The organism is Bacillus sp. YBWC18, from assembly GCF_002998775.1.
GTDB lineage: Bacteria > Bacillota > Bacilli > Bacillales > Bacillaceae > Bacillus.
In genome coordinates, this window is the sequence record NZ_PVRI01000001.1 from 296,261 (window position 1) to 313,556 (window position 17,296).

At 36.7% G+C, this 17,296-nt stretch carries 18 protein-coding genes and 3 pseudogenes; 13 read left to right on the forward strand and 8 right to left on the reverse strand.

Features of this window, described 5'->3' with window-relative positions:
* The first annotated feature begins 43 nt into the window (after positions 1–43).
* Positions 44–493 carry a phage tail assembly chaperone gene (locus C6348_RS01590; RefSeq protein WP_106041604.1) on the forward strand — a complete coding sequence of 150 codons (450 nt, stop codon included), beginning with the start codon at positions 44–46 and terminating at the stop codon, positions 491–493.
* A gap of 41 nt (positions 494–534) precedes the next feature.
* Positions 535–646 (forward strand): annotated as a pseudogene (locus C6348_RS19010) (hypothetical protein).
* A 208-nt stretch (positions 647–854) separates the two neighbouring features.
* Here the strand turns inward: C6348_RS19010 and C6348_RS01595 are convergent.
* From C6348_RS01595 to C6348_RS01605, 3 genes are all read right to left on the reverse strand, one after another.
* Positions 855–1,043, reverse strand: coding sequence for a hypothetical protein (locus C6348_RS01595; RefSeq protein WP_034663164.1), 189 nt, complete (start codon positions 1,041–1,043; stop codon positions 855–857).
* 141 nt (positions 1,044–1,184) lie between these two features.
* The gene (locus C6348_RS01600; protein WP_223251504.1) at positions 1,185–1,580 is read right to left on the reverse strand and encodes a hypothetical protein; all 396 of its coding nucleotides are present in this window, start codon (positions 1,578–1,580) and stop codon (positions 1,185–1,187) included.
* A 489-nt stretch (positions 1,581–2,069) separates the two neighbouring features.
* Positions 2,070–2,489: a stress protein gene (locus tag C6348_RS01605; RefSeq protein WP_106041606.1), complete on the reverse strand. Its 420-nt coding sequence runs from the start codon at positions 2,487–2,489 to the stop codon at positions 2,070–2,072.
* Between the two features lie 207 nt (positions 2,490–2,696).
* Between C6348_RS01605 and C6348_RS01610 the strand changes: the two genes are divergently transcribed.
* From C6348_RS01610 to C6348_RS01625, 4 genes are all read left to right on the forward strand, one after another.
* A complete protein-coding gene (locus C6348_RS01610) occupies positions 2,697–3,527 on the forward strand; it encodes a sialate O-acetylesterase (protein ID WP_106041608.1) in 831 nt (276 codons plus the stop codon).
* A 154-nt stretch (positions 3,528–3,681) separates the two neighbouring features.
* Positions 3,682–4,344: a type A chloramphenicol O-acetyltransferase gene (gene catA, locus C6348_RS01615; RefSeq protein WP_106041610.1), complete on the forward strand. Its 663-nt coding sequence runs from the start codon at positions 3,682–3,684 to the stop codon at positions 4,342–4,344.
* 204 nt (positions 4,345–4,548) lie between these two features.
* Positions 4,549–5,667 (forward strand): response regulator aspartate phosphatase, encoded by a 1,119-nt coding sequence (locus tag C6348_RS01620; protein WP_106041612.1) that lies wholly within the window; start codon positions 4,549–4,551, stop codon positions 5,665–5,667.
* Positions 5,657–5,836, forward strand: coding sequence for a RapH phosphatase inhibitor (locus C6348_RS01625; RefSeq protein ID WP_106041614.1), 180 nt, complete (start codon positions 5,657–5,659; stop codon positions 5,834–5,836). The genes C6348_RS01620 and C6348_RS01625 overlap by 11 nt, the downstream gene beginning before the upstream one ends.
* Positions 5,837–5,938: 102 nt before the next feature.
* Here C6348_RS01625 and C6348_RS01630 read toward each other — a convergent pair whose 3' ends face one another.
* Positions 5,939–6,529 (reverse strand): type 1 glutamine amidotransferase family protein, encoded by a 591-nt coding sequence (locus tag C6348_RS01630; RefSeq protein WP_106041616.1) that lies wholly within the window; start codon positions 6,527–6,529, stop codon positions 5,939–5,941.
* Between the two features lie 177 nt (positions 6,530–6,706).
* Here C6348_RS01630 and C6348_RS01635 point away from each other — a divergent pair.
* Positions 6,707–7,536: pseudogene (locus tag C6348_RS01635) on the forward strand (SMI1/KNR4 family protein).
* A gap of 42 nt (positions 7,537–7,578) precedes the next feature.
* Here the strand turns inward: C6348_RS01635 and C6348_RS01640 are convergent.
* Entirely contained in the window at positions 7,579–7,827 is a 249-nt protein-coding gene (locus C6348_RS01640) for a DUF2651 family protein (RefSeq protein WP_003211793.1), read from the reverse strand.
* 540 nt (positions 7,828–8,367) lie between these two features.
* Between C6348_RS01640 and C6348_RS01645 the strand changes: the two are divergent.
* Positions 8,368–9,257, forward strand: a pseudogene (locus C6348_RS01645) (macrolide 2'-phosphotransferase).
* A 43-nt stretch (positions 9,258–9,300) separates the two neighbouring features.
* Here the strand turns inward: C6348_RS01645 and C6348_RS01650 are convergent.
* From C6348_RS01650 to C6348_RS01660, 3 genes are all read right to left on the reverse strand, one after another.
* Positions 9,301–10,176 carry a LysR family transcriptional regulator gene (locus tag C6348_RS01650; protein WP_106041618.1) on the reverse strand — a complete coding sequence of 292 codons (876 nt, stop codon included), beginning with the start codon at positions 10,174–10,176 and terminating at the stop codon, positions 9,301–9,303.
* A 23-nt stretch (positions 10,177–10,199) separates the two neighbouring features.
* Complete coding sequence (cuyB, locus tag C6348_RS01655; RefSeq protein WP_034663141.1) at positions 10,200–10,898, reverse strand: cysteate racemase; 699 nt, start codon at positions 10,896–10,898, stop codon at positions 10,200–10,202.
* A 206-nt stretch (positions 10,899–11,104) separates the two neighbouring features.
* Positions 11,105–11,995 (reverse strand): LysR family transcriptional regulator, encoded by an 891-nt coding sequence (locus tag C6348_RS01660; RefSeq protein WP_106041620.1) that lies wholly within the window; start codon positions 11,993–11,995, stop codon positions 11,105–11,107.
* 127 nt (positions 11,996–12,122) lie between these two features.
* On the opposite strand from C6348_RS01660, the gene C6348_RS01665 reads away from it, so the two are divergent.
* The 5 genes from C6348_RS01665 to C6348_RS01685 all read left to right on the forward strand — a co-directional run bounded on the left by C6348_RS01665 (position 12,123) and on the right by C6348_RS01685 (position 17,199).
* Complete coding sequence (locus C6348_RS01665) at positions 12,123–13,280, forward strand: MFS transporter (RefSeq protein WP_095285031.1); 1,158 nt, start codon at positions 12,123–12,125, stop codon at positions 13,278–13,280.
* A gap of 427 nt (positions 13,281–13,707) precedes the next feature.
* Entirely contained in the window at positions 13,708–14,229 is a 522-nt protein-coding gene (locus C6348_RS01670; RefSeq protein WP_095285050.1) for a ClbS/DfsB family four-helix bundle protein, read from the forward strand.
* Between the two features lie 244 nt (positions 14,230–14,473).
* The gene (locus tag C6348_RS01675) at positions 14,474–15,607 is read left to right on the forward strand and encodes a Rap family tetratricopeptide repeat protein (RefSeq protein ID WP_106041622.1); all 1,134 of its coding nucleotides are present in this window, start codon (positions 14,474–14,476) and stop codon (positions 15,605–15,607) included.
* 367 nt (positions 15,608–15,974) lie between these two features.
* Positions 15,975–16,433 (forward strand): AraC family transcriptional regulator, encoded by a 459-nt coding sequence (locus C6348_RS01680; protein WP_106041624.1) that lies wholly within the window; start codon positions 15,975–15,977, stop codon positions 16,431–16,433.
* 133 nt (positions 16,434–16,566) lie between these two features.
* The gene (locus C6348_RS01685; RefSeq protein ID WP_106041626.1) at positions 16,567–17,199 is read left to right on the forward strand and encodes a hypothetical protein; all 633 of its coding nucleotides are present in this window, start codon (positions 16,567–16,569) and stop codon (positions 17,197–17,199) included.
* Positions 17,200–17,296: the final 97 nt, after the last annotated feature.

Consider the following 17,296-nt stretch of genomic DNA (forward strand, 5'->3'; position numbering starts at 1 on the left):
CTTTTTTGCATTCAAAAAAACAAATCAAAGGGAGTTTTTAAACATGAGCGAAAAACAAACAAACAACGTATATGATCTTTCATTCTTTATGCCAGGACAAACAACAGAAGCGGAAGAGGTCAAATCAATCATTTCAAAGCGTTTCGTTGATAAAGAAGGTAAAGTGATTCCATTCGTATTCAAAGCGATCACAACGGAGCGCATCGATGAACTGGAGAAAGAAAACACGACTTACAAGAATGTCAAAGGTCGTGGACGTGTGAAAGATTTGGATTCTCAACGCTTCTATGCACGTATTGCGGTTGAATCAACCATTTACCCTGATTTCAAATCAAAGGAATTGCGTGAGGCATACAGCACACAAGATCCAGTCGAAGTGGCAAAGCGTGTCCTATCTGTCGGCGGTGAATATGCGAACTGGTTAAACAAAACTATTGAGGTCAACGGGTATGAAGATGAAATTGAGAACCTTGAAACAGAAGCAAAAAACTAATAAAGGCCGGGAACAAAGAGGCTGTGTATCTCTATTACTGCATGCATGAGCTTCATTATTCCCCCGTCCCAGCTTTTAGAGGTCTATGAAGCGCCAAGTCATTTCAAGACCTTTTTATACGGGTTAATAGCAGCTTTTGTATTTCTAAAATAAAAGAAAACATTAGCAAAATTAAAAACCACACTGTATTTTTTTCAGTGTGTCAATTTAATTTACGACAGGTGCGCCATTTAACAATAAAATAATTTCTTACAGTGGTCTAAGATCATGAAACCGTATTTTGGTAACGCCTGTTTCCTCTATTGAAGGGTTCATTATCCTGTTTTTTACAGCTACATAAATTAGCTCCCTGGACAAGTAATCAATCTTTCTTTTTTTTGTAGTCTTTTATTAAGCTTGAAACAGTTAAACCCATTACACCGAAAGCTACTATATAAAACAAAATATTTGTTACAGGTGTATCAATTTTCCCTAAAATCAATACAATAGCTATAATAGAGACCGGTAAAGTAATTAATAAACCTTTGGATGCCTTATTTTCCTGTGTCACTAACCAAGCACCTCCTTGTTGTTTCAGCATTTAGGTGTGTTTTAGTTCATTTAAAAAACGAACAACATGATGGTTTTGGCAACCCACCATGCTGCATTTTCACTTCCAGTCACTTTAAGAGCGCCTAAATAAATACCATGTTCAAGAGCGCCTGTATAATGCTCTAGAGTGATTAGAATTGTTTCTAACCCTGTAACACCGCCTATCATTACTTTCAGTTTTGTTGGTAATTGCTTTTATAGCCGAAGTGAATTTACCATGTAGAGCAGTTTCTCCGTTTGTTTTTGATTGAGCTTCTTTTATTGCTTTTTTGAACTTTGCTGTTTCTTCTTCATTGAGATTCCAATACTGTGTAATCTCATCTATTGTAGGCTCTTTTGATAGATCAAATGAAGATTTTACAGATGAATAAGAAGAGGACTGTTCTTTTTCGAGAGCTTTAGTAGCAGTTGCTTCTGCAAAAGGTGTGAATATAAACACAGAAATTCCTGCAACCCCTGATAATATTAAACCTTTAGAAGAACTTAGTTTTTCCATAATAAACTCCTATTTTGAATATATTTTAGAAATTAGGCTTATTTAGTAATGCAATATTTTGTTTTAGCTGTTAGAAATATTCCTCCTACTCTAATGAATGTTATCATTTGTAAATAAATGAAGTAAATAGGTTATTTGTTATGGGGTTTGAACGGTACAATATGCAGGTATATTAATTATGAAAAAACATAAATAGCAAAGATTAAAAATAAAAAGGTAATATTTTTTGTTCTTAAAAAACGATGGAATACGAGAGGATAAAAAGATTCTGTAGCAACGGTAGAAGTGAATTAGAGGGCGTCACTGGTAATGACAAAATTCTATACCTCTACCTTGACTGGATAGAGGTAGATGGTTCGAGCCAGTTGCAACAAGGGGGGAGAGTTTTTCTGAATCCGAATAACTGTTCGCCGCCAGCTGAATTAGTGACCAGCGTAAAGAATCCTTCTTTTTAAAGATTAGAAAGCAATAAGTAAAAGAAAAATAAAACTAGTCTATTTCCTCATCCATCACTTTCTTATATTTTTGAAACTCAGAATCTTTCATTTCTCCATTCATTTGTAATAGGAAGTTCCCTTTTGAATATGTGTGAGAGAAGAACATAGATCCAGCATTGCCCAACTCATCATAATAAGATTTGGCCTGTTTAAGATCAGTTTCATTTCCAAATTTAAAAATTCTCCCACCAGCATTTTCGCCTAAAGAGGGAATGAGAATCCTTTTTCCTTCTTCTCTTATATTGCCAAACTCTTTTTGTTTAAGATCAGTTGGTTTTTCTGCTTCAAGCCCAGCACTTTTGAAAGCTTCAATAAGATTGTTTGTGGTGAGCTGTTTTTTAGTAGATGCTGCACTGCTGCAAGCTGTTAACAATAATAAACAAGTAAAAAATAATATAAAATATTTCTTCATAGTAGATCCTCCTGATTTATAGATGCATAAGGATCTTACAATAAGTAATTCCTTTTTACTATCCTTTAGACAAAAATAGACAAACATGAATCTAAAAAGGGAATTTCAAGAGATTGTTTAAATTCTAGAAATAACAGTGGAAGGGTAAACTGATAACGTTCAGGAGAATACACATTTGATAAAATATTCAGTGGAGGGGAGAAAGATATGAAGTCACTTTTACTAATTGGACAATCAAATATGGCGGGGCGCGGCTTCAAGCATGAAGTGCCTCCGATTTATAATGAAAGAATCATGATGTTGCGAAATGGTAGATGGCAAATGATGACTGAACCCATTCATTTTGATAGGCCGGTAGCTGGTGTAGGACTGGCGGCTTCCTTTGCGGAGGCTTGGTGCAAGGATCATGAAGGAGAGAAGATTGGTCTTATTCCATGTGCCGAAGGTGGCAGTTCCATTGATGAGTGGTCGCTAGACGGAGCATTATTTCGTCATGCAATAAATGAAGCTAAATTTGCAAAGGAAAATAGCGAATTGGTCGGGATATTATGGCATCAAGGAGAAAGTGACAGCCAAGATGGGAAATACAAAGAATACTATGAAAAAATACTAAGATTATTTCATGAACTAAGAACTGAATTATCTGTACCTAACATTCCGCTTTTAATAGGAGGTTTGGGCGATTACTTGGGAAAGGTGGCATTTGGCGCAGGGTGTGTGGAATATCAACGTATTAATGAGGAACTACAAAAATATGCACATCATAATGAAAATTGTTATTATGTTACTGCGAAAGGTCTTATATCTAACCCAGACGGAATTCACATCAATGCGATGTCCCAGAGAATATTTGGTATAAGATACTATGAAGCTTTTCGAAAAAAAGAACATATACATGAGCCATTACCAAATGAAAATGAGTTAGTCAATGAATGTCATAATAGAATGAATACCTCAGCGGAGAAAAAATACATAGCACTAGAAAAGTTCACGTTGGGCAAGATTACTTACCAAGAGTTGCTGGAGGCTTTATCGTAGGTTAAGCTTATGGTAGCCTTTGAATGAAACCGTTATAACTCATAGTTGTGATAGACAGAAACATGACATATCTCTTGAAAGGATGATTGTGGTGGTGAAATCAGATAAAGTCTCCTCCTGAATACATGAAATCACATTCAGGAGGAGATAAAAAATGTTTAAACAAATAGACGAAAATTATCCGAGAAAAGAGCACTTTCATCATTATATGACGTTAACCCGATGCTCATATAGCCTGGTGATCGATCTAGACATCACGACATTGCATGCAATATTAAAAGAAAAAAAGCTAAAAGTATATCCTGTGCAAATTTATTTGTTAGCAAGAGCTGTTCAGAAAATACCGGAATTTCGGATGGATCAAGTCAACGATGAACTTGGTTACTGGAATATTCTCCATCCTAGTTATACGATTCTAAATAAAGAAACAAAGACATTTTCAAGTATTTGGACGCCTTATGACGAAAACTTTGCTCAGTTTTATAAAAGCTGTGCAGCGGACATTGAAACATTTAGCGAAAGCAGCAAACTATTTCCAAAACCTCATATGCCAAAAAACATGTTCAATATTTCAAGTCTGCCGTGGATTGATTTCACTTCTTTTCATCTTAATATATCTACAGATGAAACTTATTTACTGCCAATATTTACGTTAGGTCAATTTAAGATGAAAGAAGAAAAAATCATCCTGCCAGTCGCCATTCAAGTACATCATGCTGTTTGTGATGGCTATCATGTAGGTCAATATGTGGAATATTTGAGATGGCTTATAAAACATTGTGAAGAGTGGTTAAATGATTCATTGCAGATTACCTGAAGACAAAAGGTGTTCTCATGGAAATCTAGAAGATGAAGGCAGACTGAAATGAGTCTGCCTTTTTGTTTTGTGATGATCATGAAATGTGCCAAAGGTTTACGATGCTACATTTGTTCTTTTTGCGGTTTCTTTTCGGTACTTTGTAAATTATTGTATGTGATAATAAATGTAATATAAGGGAGTTTAGTGGAAGGGGAATAAGGGATGGAGAAAGTTCTTTCTTCACATGTAGGTGTGAAAATAAATGAATGGTATAAAATGATTCGGCAATTCAGTGTACCTGATGCAGAGATTTTGAAAGCTGAAGTAGAAAAAGAAATTGAACGGATGGAAGAGGATCAAGATTTACTCATTTATTATCAATTGATGTGCTTTCGACATCAGCTTATGCTTGATTATATCAAACCTTCAGAGCAACGGTCTTTATCCATTACAGACCTAGTGGATAAAATCGAAAATTCAAATCATAAATTATCCGGCATGCTGCATTATTATAACGCATTTTTTCGTGGCATGTATGAGTTCAGTATAAAAGAATATGTACAGGCCATTCAATATTACAAGATCGCTGAGAGGCAGCTCGCACTGGTTGTAGATGATATTGAGCAAGCGGAGTTTCACTTCAAGGTGGCTGAAGCCTACTATATTATGAAACAAACCCATGTTTCCATGCATCACATTATTAAGGCACTTGAAATTTACGATCAGTATGAGTTATACAAGATTAGAAAAGTTCAATGTTTATTTGTAATAGCAGGAAATTATGATGATTTTAAGCAGTATGAAAAATCATTAATACACCTGAATAAAGCCTGTTCCATCGCTGAAAAAATAGCGGATAAAAGGTTGATTGCCAAGGTACTTTTAAATATAGGAAACAATTATGAAAAAAAACAAGATTATGCAAAGGCTATCCAATATTATCGAGAGTCCCTTGAAATATCAGAAGATGGTATGGACGATGTAAAATCGGTCATATATGTTAACCTTTGTTGGGCGCTATATAAGACAGGAGAAACTGATGAAGCATCCAAATTAGTGGATAAAGCTTTGAAACTGATCTCTCATAAAGAGAACCCGCACGAAATTCTATTAATACGTTCTATAAGAACTACATATGAAAGTAATGATGAGGATAAGATTCAAGCTATGCTTCAGACATTTGAAGAAAAGCAGTTGTTTGTTTTCGTAGAAGAATTCACTAAAAATCTTGCAGTTATTCATGAAAAAAGAGGAAAGTTTGAGAAAGCAACAGAATATTACAGGATGGCATTTCAAGCCCAACAAAATATTCAAAAAGGAGAGTGTCTTTATGAGTATTAAAAAAATGATTGTTATAAGCTCTATAATCTTTCTAGGTGCAGGTGTATATGAAGCATCTAGTACGATAAAACCAGCATCAAATCGAAATACAACAATGGAAGATTCGAATAGAAATACAATTTTCATTCCACAAAAAATCGATCGAAACACAGCATCTCAAAACGTATAGATGAAAATAAAACAGACCTTAAGAAGGTCTGTTTTCTTTTTGGGAAACATGTTAAAACAACAAGGCCTATAATAAAACCTTCACAGATATCTTCTACCTTTATTAAGCATAAAGATTTCCATACTTATGACAATATTCATAAAAACCATAACGATTCATAAATATTATTTTTTCAATGTTCTCAGGAGTATCAAATTCTATCATTTCTAAAGTTAAACTAGTAAATTCAATCGGGGCAGTTCCATTTGCGGTGACCAATTGTTTATCTCTTACCGCCTGTTTCTCTATGAACTCACAGGTCGGTTCATAATGTTCGTCATCTCTCCATAAATCAGCAGAATTCCCCGTATGGCTATGATGATTCAACAATCCGTTTTTTGCTAAATAATCCACCGCTCCGCATATCGCCGCTACCGGAATGTTTTGACGAAATGTATTTTCAACGAAATGTAAAAGCTTTTTACTGTCATCACCCCAGGAGTTCCCACCAATCATCACGAGCAAATCAAAATGGTCAGGTTCTGATCCTATGATGTAATCGACAGTTGTTTTAAAGCCACCTATTGAACGAACAATTTGCTCTAAAGAAATAGTATAAACTGACCAATCTTCCTTTTGATTTAATGAAGAGGCCAAATAAGCACCTTCCCAATCAGCATACTCATCTAATAGAAGAAAAAACACCTTTTTCATCATTTGTCGCTCCTTAGATTCGTTTTTAACATAATGATAGAGAGTCCACTGTTAAATGAACCTGTGATCTTTCTATTTATTATATCAATTTCAAAGTGACAGTAAGTGTATAAAATGAGCAAATGAATCGTTGATCAATGTTATACTTATCTCAATAGATACGAGGAGGCACCCACTTTGAAATCATTCTGGGAGAAAGAAGAAGAGAGTCCTTTTACGTTAAAAAACATAGATGAGGAACAAATTCGTGAAGCAGAGGGAACACTTGGAGTCACTTTACCTGATACATACAAAAGCTCATTTTAGAATGGAATGGCGGCTTTACAGTTCGTAATGCTTTTCCAACTGAACAGCCGAATTCATGGGCTGAGGATCATGTTCAATTTGACCATCTAAGAGGAATCGCCAAAGATGATGGCATCATGAATAGTCCCCAGTTAAGTGATGAATTGGATCTGCCTGAGGGACTTGTGATCATCAGCGGAGAAGAAGATACATGGATCGCAATGGATTATCGAGAAACGAAGAAACATCCTCCTATTTACTATTTTGATTTAGAACTGGAAGTAGATTTTAAGCTGGCAGATACTTTCGATGTTTTTATTGAGAAGTTATATACAGCTGAAGATGCGATGGTCGAAGTAGTAGAGATTGAGGAGGAATCTTCGGATTTGTACGTCAGTAAAGAAGAGCTTGAACTCATATATGAGAGGCAGGACCTTCGTTAGCAGAATCTCTTCAAAATGGCACATTATCCGATGGAAGAAATTGAAGAGATCGAATGGTTTTTCGATCGTATGAAAAAGTGCATTCAACAGATAAATGATCAACATGTCTTGTATGAAGCAGCCACAACGATTCACTCCATCTTTCTGTTAAACCCGGTTATGCCAAGGAATGACCGTATCAATCAAGAGCTGCAAGAAATTGCTGAGTTTCTAGAAAAGAGTGGAGAGCCTAATACCGCCTTTTTGGGAGAAGACATTCATCCAGTGAAAAAACGATAGTGAAAGAAGAAAAGCCCCTGTAAAGGGCTTTTTAAATGTAGTTTAAGACCTCTTTTTATTTAAAATTTTCATGATGAATAATGCTATATATGAAGCAATGAATGAGCCAAAAGTGTAAACAACTGCCCAGCCTAAGAAGGAGACATTAAAAAGTGTAAATGTCAGGATGAGTAAAATGATAAAGCTCACAACTGGCATGAAATAAACCTTTTGTACAATCAATGTGACGATAAAAGAGGCGATAATCATACTGACTGGAAGCAAGCCGAATGCGAATTCTAAATGAGTCATACCAATTCTCCTTTTAAATGACTTAGCTACATTTGAGTTTAATAAATTATTAGACAAAAGAATCAATAACCATATCATAACATGAATAAATACAATTATTTCATTTTATGTAATTGGGTGGGGTATTTGATGATTTTAAATCCCTCTTTTTGTGATCTTATTGAAAGTTATATTTAAATTAAGTATAGTTATTTTATATTACAAAGAGGAGGATGGTTAAAGATGATGCATGCAGGAAGATTACGCCAGCAAACTTTGAACAATCAGTAATTTCATATGTTCAAAGGCTCTGTTTTCATCAAACGGAGTAAACGGGGTATTCTGCACATTTTTAATGATCTTCAGCGGGAAAGTATGCAATTTCACTAGAAGACAGGCAGATAATCGTTCAGTCTTTTTTGTATGTTTTTATAATACAAAGAAAGGCATAAGTCTAGCTTTGTTTACTCTGACCACATAAAGTAGCCTGTTTGTGGTTTTTTGTGATGATATTCTTGATGCCTATTGATCATGACTAAATGAGCAATTGGAGGAATGAATATGAATAGACTGGAATTAAAGCAGTTAGCCAATCATCACGGATTAGAAATTTTAGAGAATAAAATAAATGAACAAGGTGTTGATTTCCGTGTCGCACATGTCGAAGATTTACATGGTGATCAATAGATATTAAGAATGCCTCGCAGACCTGAATCAATGAAACATGCCTTACAAGAAAAAAGACATTAGATCACATTAGTAAGCAGGTTCACTTTCAGGTCCCTAAGTGGTCTATTTTTACAGAAAGTCTGATTGCTTATAAACAATTAGAGGGTGTACCGGCGGCTAGTATTGATGTGGAACAGCAATCTTATGTGTGGAGTTTTGATCAAACGAATGTACCGCAAGCTTATTATGAATCATTAGGAAGAGTTTTAGCGAATGTACATACCTTAGATCAACAGCCTTTTAAAACGATCGGAGTGGAGATGCTCAGTGCTCATGAATTAAGAGCATCAATGAAACAGCGAATGGAACGTGTCAAATCGCAATACACCATTAACAGCGGTTTATGGGAGCGCTGGCAAGCATGGCTAGCTAAAGATTCTTTATGGCCGCCTTTCGTGGGGGTGAAGCATGGAGATTTACATCCTGGCCACATTCTGATTGATGAAAATCAATGTGTTACGGGTGTTATTGATTGGTCTGAAGTGGGGGTTGGTGATGTATCTGCAGACTTTTTGTCGCATCAACTTCTCTTTGGGAAAGAAGGATTAACAAAACTTATCCATGCGTATGAAAAAGCAGGCGGGAGAACTTGGTCAAGAATGGATGAACATATAAAAGAGCTTCTGACTACAAGTGCGATCACTGTGGCCGAGTACGCACAGAGATCAGGATTGAAAGATATGCATGAAACTGCAGCATACATGTTGGCAAACGAAAGATAATCAATCAGAACGTATCCAAAAAAAGCCCTGAAAAGGGCTTTTTTTAATCTAATTCATGAAAAAACTGTTTGAGCTGATCAATGAAAACTGATTTGGATTTTCCCTTTTTATAAATGAACTCGATATTGATGTTGAAATTGATGGATGGATCGATTGAAATTTGTTTTAATGTTCCTTGTTCTACCTCATTTCTAACGCAATGATGAGGTAGAAACGATAGCCCCATTCCTTGCAGCACTAAATTTTTTGCGGTTTCCATATGATCAACCTCAATGGAAATGTTCGGTGTGATGTTGTTCTTTTGAAATAATCGGTGGAGCATCAGCCAATCAAATGACCCATAGTCAAAGAAAATAAAAGGCTGTTCTTCTAGTTCTTTCATATTGATGTTGTCAAGGCTGGCAAGCGGGTGATGAGTTGGGACGAACAGCCCGATAGGATCACTGAAAATAGGGATCGATTCAATTTGAGGATGTGTTTCAGTCCTGACAATCCCAAAGTCCACTTGATTGTTGATGACTTTTTGAACAACATCCTTTGAATGTCCTGTTACAATTTTCACTTTCAGGTTTTCGTATTTTTCTTTCAGGGCAGGCAATATGTTAGGCAATAGATTATTGGAAATAGAGGATGCGCATCCAATCGTCAATTCATAAGGGATCATCGTTTGTTTGAGACTATGCTTTGCTTCTTGATAAGAATGGAGGATCTTTTTGGCATGCGGGTAAAACTGTTCACCTTTTTCCGTCAGAGACAGCTTATTTCTCTGCCTATCAAATAATTTCAGGTCTAATTCTTTTTCTAACGATTGAATACGTGCCGAAACAGAAGGCTGGGTTAAATACAGTACTTCCGCAGCTTTATTGATACTGCCTAGCTGGCATACATAAATAAACGCTTCTATATTCTCAATATTCATTTTATCCCCTTATGTTGCGTTCTTTAAATGTTTAGCTTTTCAAGCTCATACACTAATTTTACAGCTTCTTTCGCCAAAATGACAGTAGGGTCAATCATTTTCACATCTTTAGTTGACCTTAGGACTAAGGGGATTTCTGTACAGCCGGCTATGATGGCTTCTGCCCCTTGATTGATTAAAATTTCTGCAGCTAACGCCAATTCACTTTCGCCTTTACTTAATTTTCCTGCTTTCACCGCATATATCCCATTCATAACGTTTTTCTGAAGATTTTCACTAGGAGTCATGACGTCAATATTGTGATGAGCACAAGCCTTTTGATAGAGCTGGGTTTTTAATGTTCCATCAGTACATAGTAAGCCCACAGATGTATAGTGATGTTTGTTCAGGTAATTTGCGGTTTCTAATGGCATATTCATGATAGGGATATGAGTGGAATGTCGTACGTTTTCTAAAAAGAAGTGAGCGGTATTGCATGCAATGAGAATAAAGTCCGCTCCTGCACGTTCTAATCTCTTAGCTGATGCAATCATATCATCTGTAGGATCTTCGCCTTTCCCAAATATGGCATTGGTTCTATCAGGGATTTGAGGATAATTATCAGCAATCACATGGAGATGATCCTGATCTTTTATCGCTGGAGTATGTGAAATGATTTTTTTCATCAGATCTATCGTTGCTAAAGGACCCATCCCGCCCATAATTCCGATCGTTATAGACATATACGCCACCACATTTCTTTTTTTTCTATTATAAAAAAAGAAAGCATGGTGATCGTTATAGAAAAGTTCTATATGTATATAGAAGGTTTATCAAAAGCGTCTTTTAATGGCGCTTAGCGGCCCACTCTGATTGAAATTGGCGAATAACAACCCGGTGTGTCCTTGTGAATATGCTGTTTGCATTCTTCATGTTTTACCCTCATTTTTTAGTTTGTTTTTGATTTGAAAAAGTCTATCAGCCATTCAGATAGCTGCTGCTGTGCTTTACTGACAAATCGATCTGCATAATAAGTTAATTCCAAGTGACGAACAGGTGCCGGATCAGCAATAGGAATCGAAACAATATTGGGCCACGTCGAATGGTATTGCAGCAATCCTCGCGGCTGAATGGTTGCACCGATGCCGGCTTCAACCAGCTGCAATAATGAAGATGCGGACCCAACCTCCATGACAGTGTCTAGTTCAACACCCTGTTCTTTACATACGTCATCTACTAAATCCCTTCCTAGATATCCCTTCGGATACATGACCAAAGCATGCTGCATCAGCTCTTCCAATGTCACTTCACTCTTTTGGGCTAGATCACTTTCTGAATGAACAAATAATTCGTAGGGCTCACTTCCAAGTGGAATTTGAACGAGACGCTTATCCGCAGGCCCTCGCAGCCCGATGCCGAGATCCACTTTATGCGACAGTACTTCTTCACGAACGTAGATCGTTGAATATGCTTTCAGATTGGTTTCAGGATAAAGTGTTTTAAATTCTACAAATAGCGGAACAAGCTGAAAGTCAAGATCGGAGGGGAGTACTGCAAGTCGAACGTTTCCTCGTTTTTCAGATAACAGTTCTTTCATCGCATTTTTCGCATCTCTTTCAGCTTGAAGCATTTTCATACCATATTGATAAAGCAGAGAACCCGCTTCAGTTGCAACGACTTTTTTACCGATTCGATCAAAGAGCGGCATCCCAACTTCAGCTTCAAGCAGCCGGATCTGCTGGCTTAATGTAGGCTGTGATATCCCTAATTGCTCAGCAGCTTTTGTGAAATGTAAATGGTCGAATACAGCCATGAAATATGTAATATGACGAGTATCCATTTGTCATCCTTTCATAAATAATAGTTTTTTACTATCATCATAATACGAATTATTGTATTGATCAATGAATGCGGCAGATTTATACTCAAAGTAACTTCAACAAGATGAGAGAGGAAGAAGAGCATTGATGAAAAAAATATTTTATTTAGCCGCTTTATTTTTAGCTGCATTAAACTTGCGCCCAATCATTACGTCCGTGGCTTCTATGATGAGCATGATCCAAACAGACCTTGGAGTCAGTGCGCTGACAGCAAGTCTTCTAACCACTTTACCGGTCTTGTGCATGGGGGTGTTTGCACCTGTAGCAACTAAACTAAGCCGCCGTTTTGGTTTAGAGAGAACGCTTTTTTTCTCGATTCTTCTCATCACAATCGCTACTGGACTACGTGGGACGAGTCAAACGGTTGCCGTCCTTCTCATCACTGCATTTGCAGGAGGCGTTGGGATTAGCTTTGCAGGACCTTTATTGTCTAGTTTTATCAAAAAGTATTTTCCGAAAAGCCCGGGGATTGTGAGTGTCTATTCTATTTCGATGACGATTGGGGCAGCACTTGCTTCTGGCTTCACCATTCCGATATATCTTCGCAGTGAGCATAACCTTCCGCTCGCCTTGTCTTGCTGGGCGGTTTTAGGGATGATCGCATTAATCTTATGGCTAGGGCTGGCTCGGAAAAAACAACAGGCTGATCATACGGCCTTGCCGCTAAGGCTGCCGCTGCGAAACAAAAAAGCCATTCAATTCACCTTGTTCTTTGGCTTTATGTCCAGCATGTTCTATTCGTTAACAGCATGGATTTCACCCATCGCCCTTAGTTTTGGAAATAGTCCACAGTATGCCGCCATGCTGCTGACGATATTTACACTGATTCAGATTCCGGTGGCACTACTCGTTCCAGGAGTCGTCACTCGCTTAGGAAAACCGAAATTATTTCTGATTTTATGCAGCGTGTCAGAGCTGATCGGCCTTATTTTCCTTCTACTTCCAATGCCTATTTTGCCAGCCGTCATTTTTCTAGGGATTGGGGCAGGTGGATTATTTCCCTTAGCACTTATGCTGCCCATTATTGAGACGCGTACACCGGAGGAGGCTGGTACATGGTCCGCTATGTCGCAGATGGGCGGATACATCATGGGCGGGTTTGGTCCGTTTTTCATTGGCTTGGTTTTCGATCTAAGCGGACATTTTCAAGCTTCCATTGTTGCAATGCTCGTCATTGTCTCATTGATGATTGGCGTTCAGTTATCAATGAAATTAGGTAGAAAAGAGGAAGAAGTGTCGAGTTAAATCATGCAGCTTCACATTTCAATCAAAACGGGGAGGTTTTATTGCTTAAGAAGGGGAGCCTTGGGAGAGATACTGGGTGCTTGTTTATGATGGAACGTAAGGAATGTCTTCATTTTTCGCAGCCGCTTTTATAGCTTTTCTTTATTGAGTTTGCGCAATAATGGAATATTTCACAAAATAATAGAGTCACCTAAAGGAGGCAAGTATTGTCTCTCTTTTGTTGTTTTAGGAGTAAACACCAGTGATACTTTCATTTAACCAGAAATGCTATTGCTTTTTTGCTCGATTAAGAGTTTGATTATAATAGAGACTGTAAAACAGAAGACGATAGAATAATTCAGTATCGTGAGCTCCAGTGAATTTTTTTGTACTTTTGCAAGATATGTTCCGAGAAAAATTTGCACAAAAAGAACTAGAGGTGAATAATATGACAACCTATGAGTCGAAAGACATTTTAAAGCAAGCAATCATGAAGACGTACAATCAATACGATGAAGAATTCAATATGATTCGAGAAGAAATGAAAGATGATCGAATAGAGGATGTAAGCCGAACTCCTGCAGAAAATTTGGCCTATCAAGTTGGTTGGACAACCCTGCTGCTTCAATGGGAGCAACACGAAACTGAAGGAAAGGTTGTCCATACGCCAGCAGAAGGTTATAAATGGAATCAGCTTGGCACATTATATTCTCTTTTTAATGAGAAGTATGCCTGCCAATCACTAGTCGCATTAAGAGCTCAGCTCAAACAGAATGTTTTAACTATTTGTGATATGTTGGATCGTATGAGTGAAGAAGAAGTGTTTGAACCTCATCAACGAAAATGGGCGGATGATGCGACAGCAAAGGCTGTTTGGCCAGTTTATAAATTTATTCATGTGAATACCGTTGCTCCTTTTAAAAATTTCCGTACTCAAATTCGTAAATGGAAACGATTAAAACAAGTATGACGTGAAGGATATACGATGTACATATTTCGTTAGAACTAAACTTGATTGTATCATCTTATTTTAGAGAGAACAGGGGGCGCTGATTCGAGCCCAGTTATTCCTTCTTATCAAAATTACGATCACTCACATGGCTTCTTTACAGGAGCTTTTTTTCTTATTTTTGCGGTTTCTTTTCGGTGTCGGACGATTCACAAAATGATAATATATGTCATTATAGGGAAAATAGAGGGAGGGGTAAGGACGGATGGAGAAAGTGCTTTCTTCTCACGTCGGCTTGAAAATCAATGAATGGTATTATCATATTCAAAGATTTAACGTACCGGACGCCGAGGCATATAAAGAAGAAATCAAATCAATGCTTGATCATATGGAAGAGAATCAGGATTTATTATTGTATTTCTCACTTATGGAGTTCAGACATAAATTAATGCTTGATTATTTGAATCCTTTAGAAAATGGGAAAGAGCGGGCGAACTTTAGGGAACTCGCAATGAAGATCAAAAGGGATCAAGAGAAATTAACAGGATTGCTCGAGTATTACTTCAATTTTTTCTACGGCATGTACGAATTTGAAAACTACGAATACCTCAATGCGATTACCTTCTATAAGCGGGCAGAAAAAAAGCTGTCTCTTGTCAGCGACGATATTGAACGTGCCGAGTTCAATTACAAGATGGCAGAAATCTATTACCACATGAAACAAACCCATATGTCGATGCACCATATCGCACAGGCAATAGAATGTTATCGAGAAAAAGATACATACACAGTAAGAGAAATCCAATGTTCTTTTGTCATTGGATTAAACTATATAGATATGGGCTGCCCCGAAAAAGCAATACCCCATTTTCAACACGCACTAGAAAAAGCCGCCGACAACTCAACAAAACGATTAAAAGGATCAGCACTTTATAATTTAGGGTTGAGTTATTTTCATAACAATGATCTTTCAACTGCAATTAAATATTTTAATGAATCTATTCATTCGTTTAAAGAACAGGGATATGAGCATTTAAATAAAATTCTTGATCCGATGGTCATGTTGACAAAATCATATTTTAAAAATGATCAGAGAGATTTAGGTTTATATGCATTAAACTATGGACTTGAATTAGCTGAAAAATTAAAGGATGATATTTTTATCAATACATTCGTTATGTTGAGATCACTTTATATTGATAACAATGAAAATCGTATAAAAGAGTCAATGGCTTATTTGGAATCAAAGTCTTTTTTTGCAAATCTTGAAGATTTAGCGAAAGATGCAGTGAAGCATTATAATAAAGCAGGAGATATAGAACGCTCAAACGAATTTTATGAGAAGATTCTATATTTCCAACACCAAATTAAAAGGGGAGACTGTCTTTATGAAATTTAAGTCAGTAGCAACCGTATTAATAATTGTCAGTGTGTTAGGTGCTTTTAGTTATGTTTCATCAAACGATATCCATAATGAAGCCCAAAGAGGACATACATCAAGTATCGGTTATTTTGCTTAAACTTAAAAAGCCTGTTCAATGGCTTTTTTTATTTAATTGTCGCTTTTCTCAATGTTAAGTCTTCAGAAAAAGCAACTAGGCGGACAATGTCCGTTCTTTTTTGTTTTAAAAGATTGAAATCTTATTATGTTTTTCCATCATACATTCAATTATTTTTAATCACCTGCTGTATTATATTTTAAAGGATGTTACCGTTGTATGTAAGGAATGATTGGCCAATCTTCCAATAAGAGTTGGAGGGAAATCATGAATTGCAAAATTGAAATATTAAGCAATATGAAGATGGTGTATATGAGAAATATAGGACCATATGGAAGCAAAAAGAATATAGAGATGATGAAGCATTTTAAAATATGGATCAACCAACATCAATTAAATGATGAATTAAAGAAACATGGCATATACGGTGTTCCTCAAGATGATCCTGCAAGGACTTTACCTGAAAAATGCAGATATGACCTCATGATCATGACAAATAGAGATTTCTCTAATGATCAAATGGTTCAGACTGGTCATTTTGAAGGGGGAAAGTATGCTGTTTTTACAATGAGGCATACATCTGAAAAAGTGAATTTGTTTTGGAGTCAATTACCTGACTATATTCAGAACAATCAATTGAACATGCGTCAGGCACCTACTATAGAGCGATATAGAGAAGAGGAAGGCGAAGATAAGGTGTGTGAATTCTTACTGCCTATCTTTTAGACAATTTATCGAACGTCAATGAAAACAGACCTTTATGGTCTGTTTTTATGGTTAAATCATCTAGGACTTGTTGCTTCAAATGCTATACTAAGGCTAAACCATAAATGAAGGGTCATGATAGGAGGAGCATTGTGTGATATTCATCATAGGCATTGTCATTGCTTTTATGATTGCTATTTTAGGTTTTACTGTTTTCGTAGAAGTAGGAAATGGACTGGGGACGGCTCTCAGCATCATCGGAGGACTGGTCATTTTATTCATAGCCGGTAGATTACAAAGACGAAAAGAACAGAATGATCCCAACATATTATTAGATAAGATGATGATGTTTTTTCACGAAGATGGATTTCAGGCATCTACATATATCTTTTCAGAGCAAGTTGATAAGGGATTTGCGATTGATGATGAGTTAAAGAAAATGCGCTTTATTGAACATCAACCTGGCGGGTCATCTAGAAAATATAGATTTGCAGTCACTGAGCTTTCCTTGAAAGATTTGAAACAAGTTGAGATATTAGAAGATGGTGTGCCGATTGATTATTCAGCTGAGAGTGATGATAAAGAAGAGGTCTCGACGCTTGAATTAAGGTTAACAATGAATGACCAAGAATCATCCACGATTACAATCAACTTCCTGCAATTTGATGTGCCTGTTCGTAAGAGCAATGCTCAATACTTAACTGAACGGGAAAATTTGCAGGAGATTTATCATGATATTGATGCAATGATGAAATCTGCGGATGAAATTGAATATCATCGCTCATAGAGAAGAAATCACAGTTGATGTGGTTTCTTTTTTTATGTGCAACAAGACAAAGCAGGTCCAGTCATTGTAGTTGAATGTTTTTCTCAAAAATGAATAA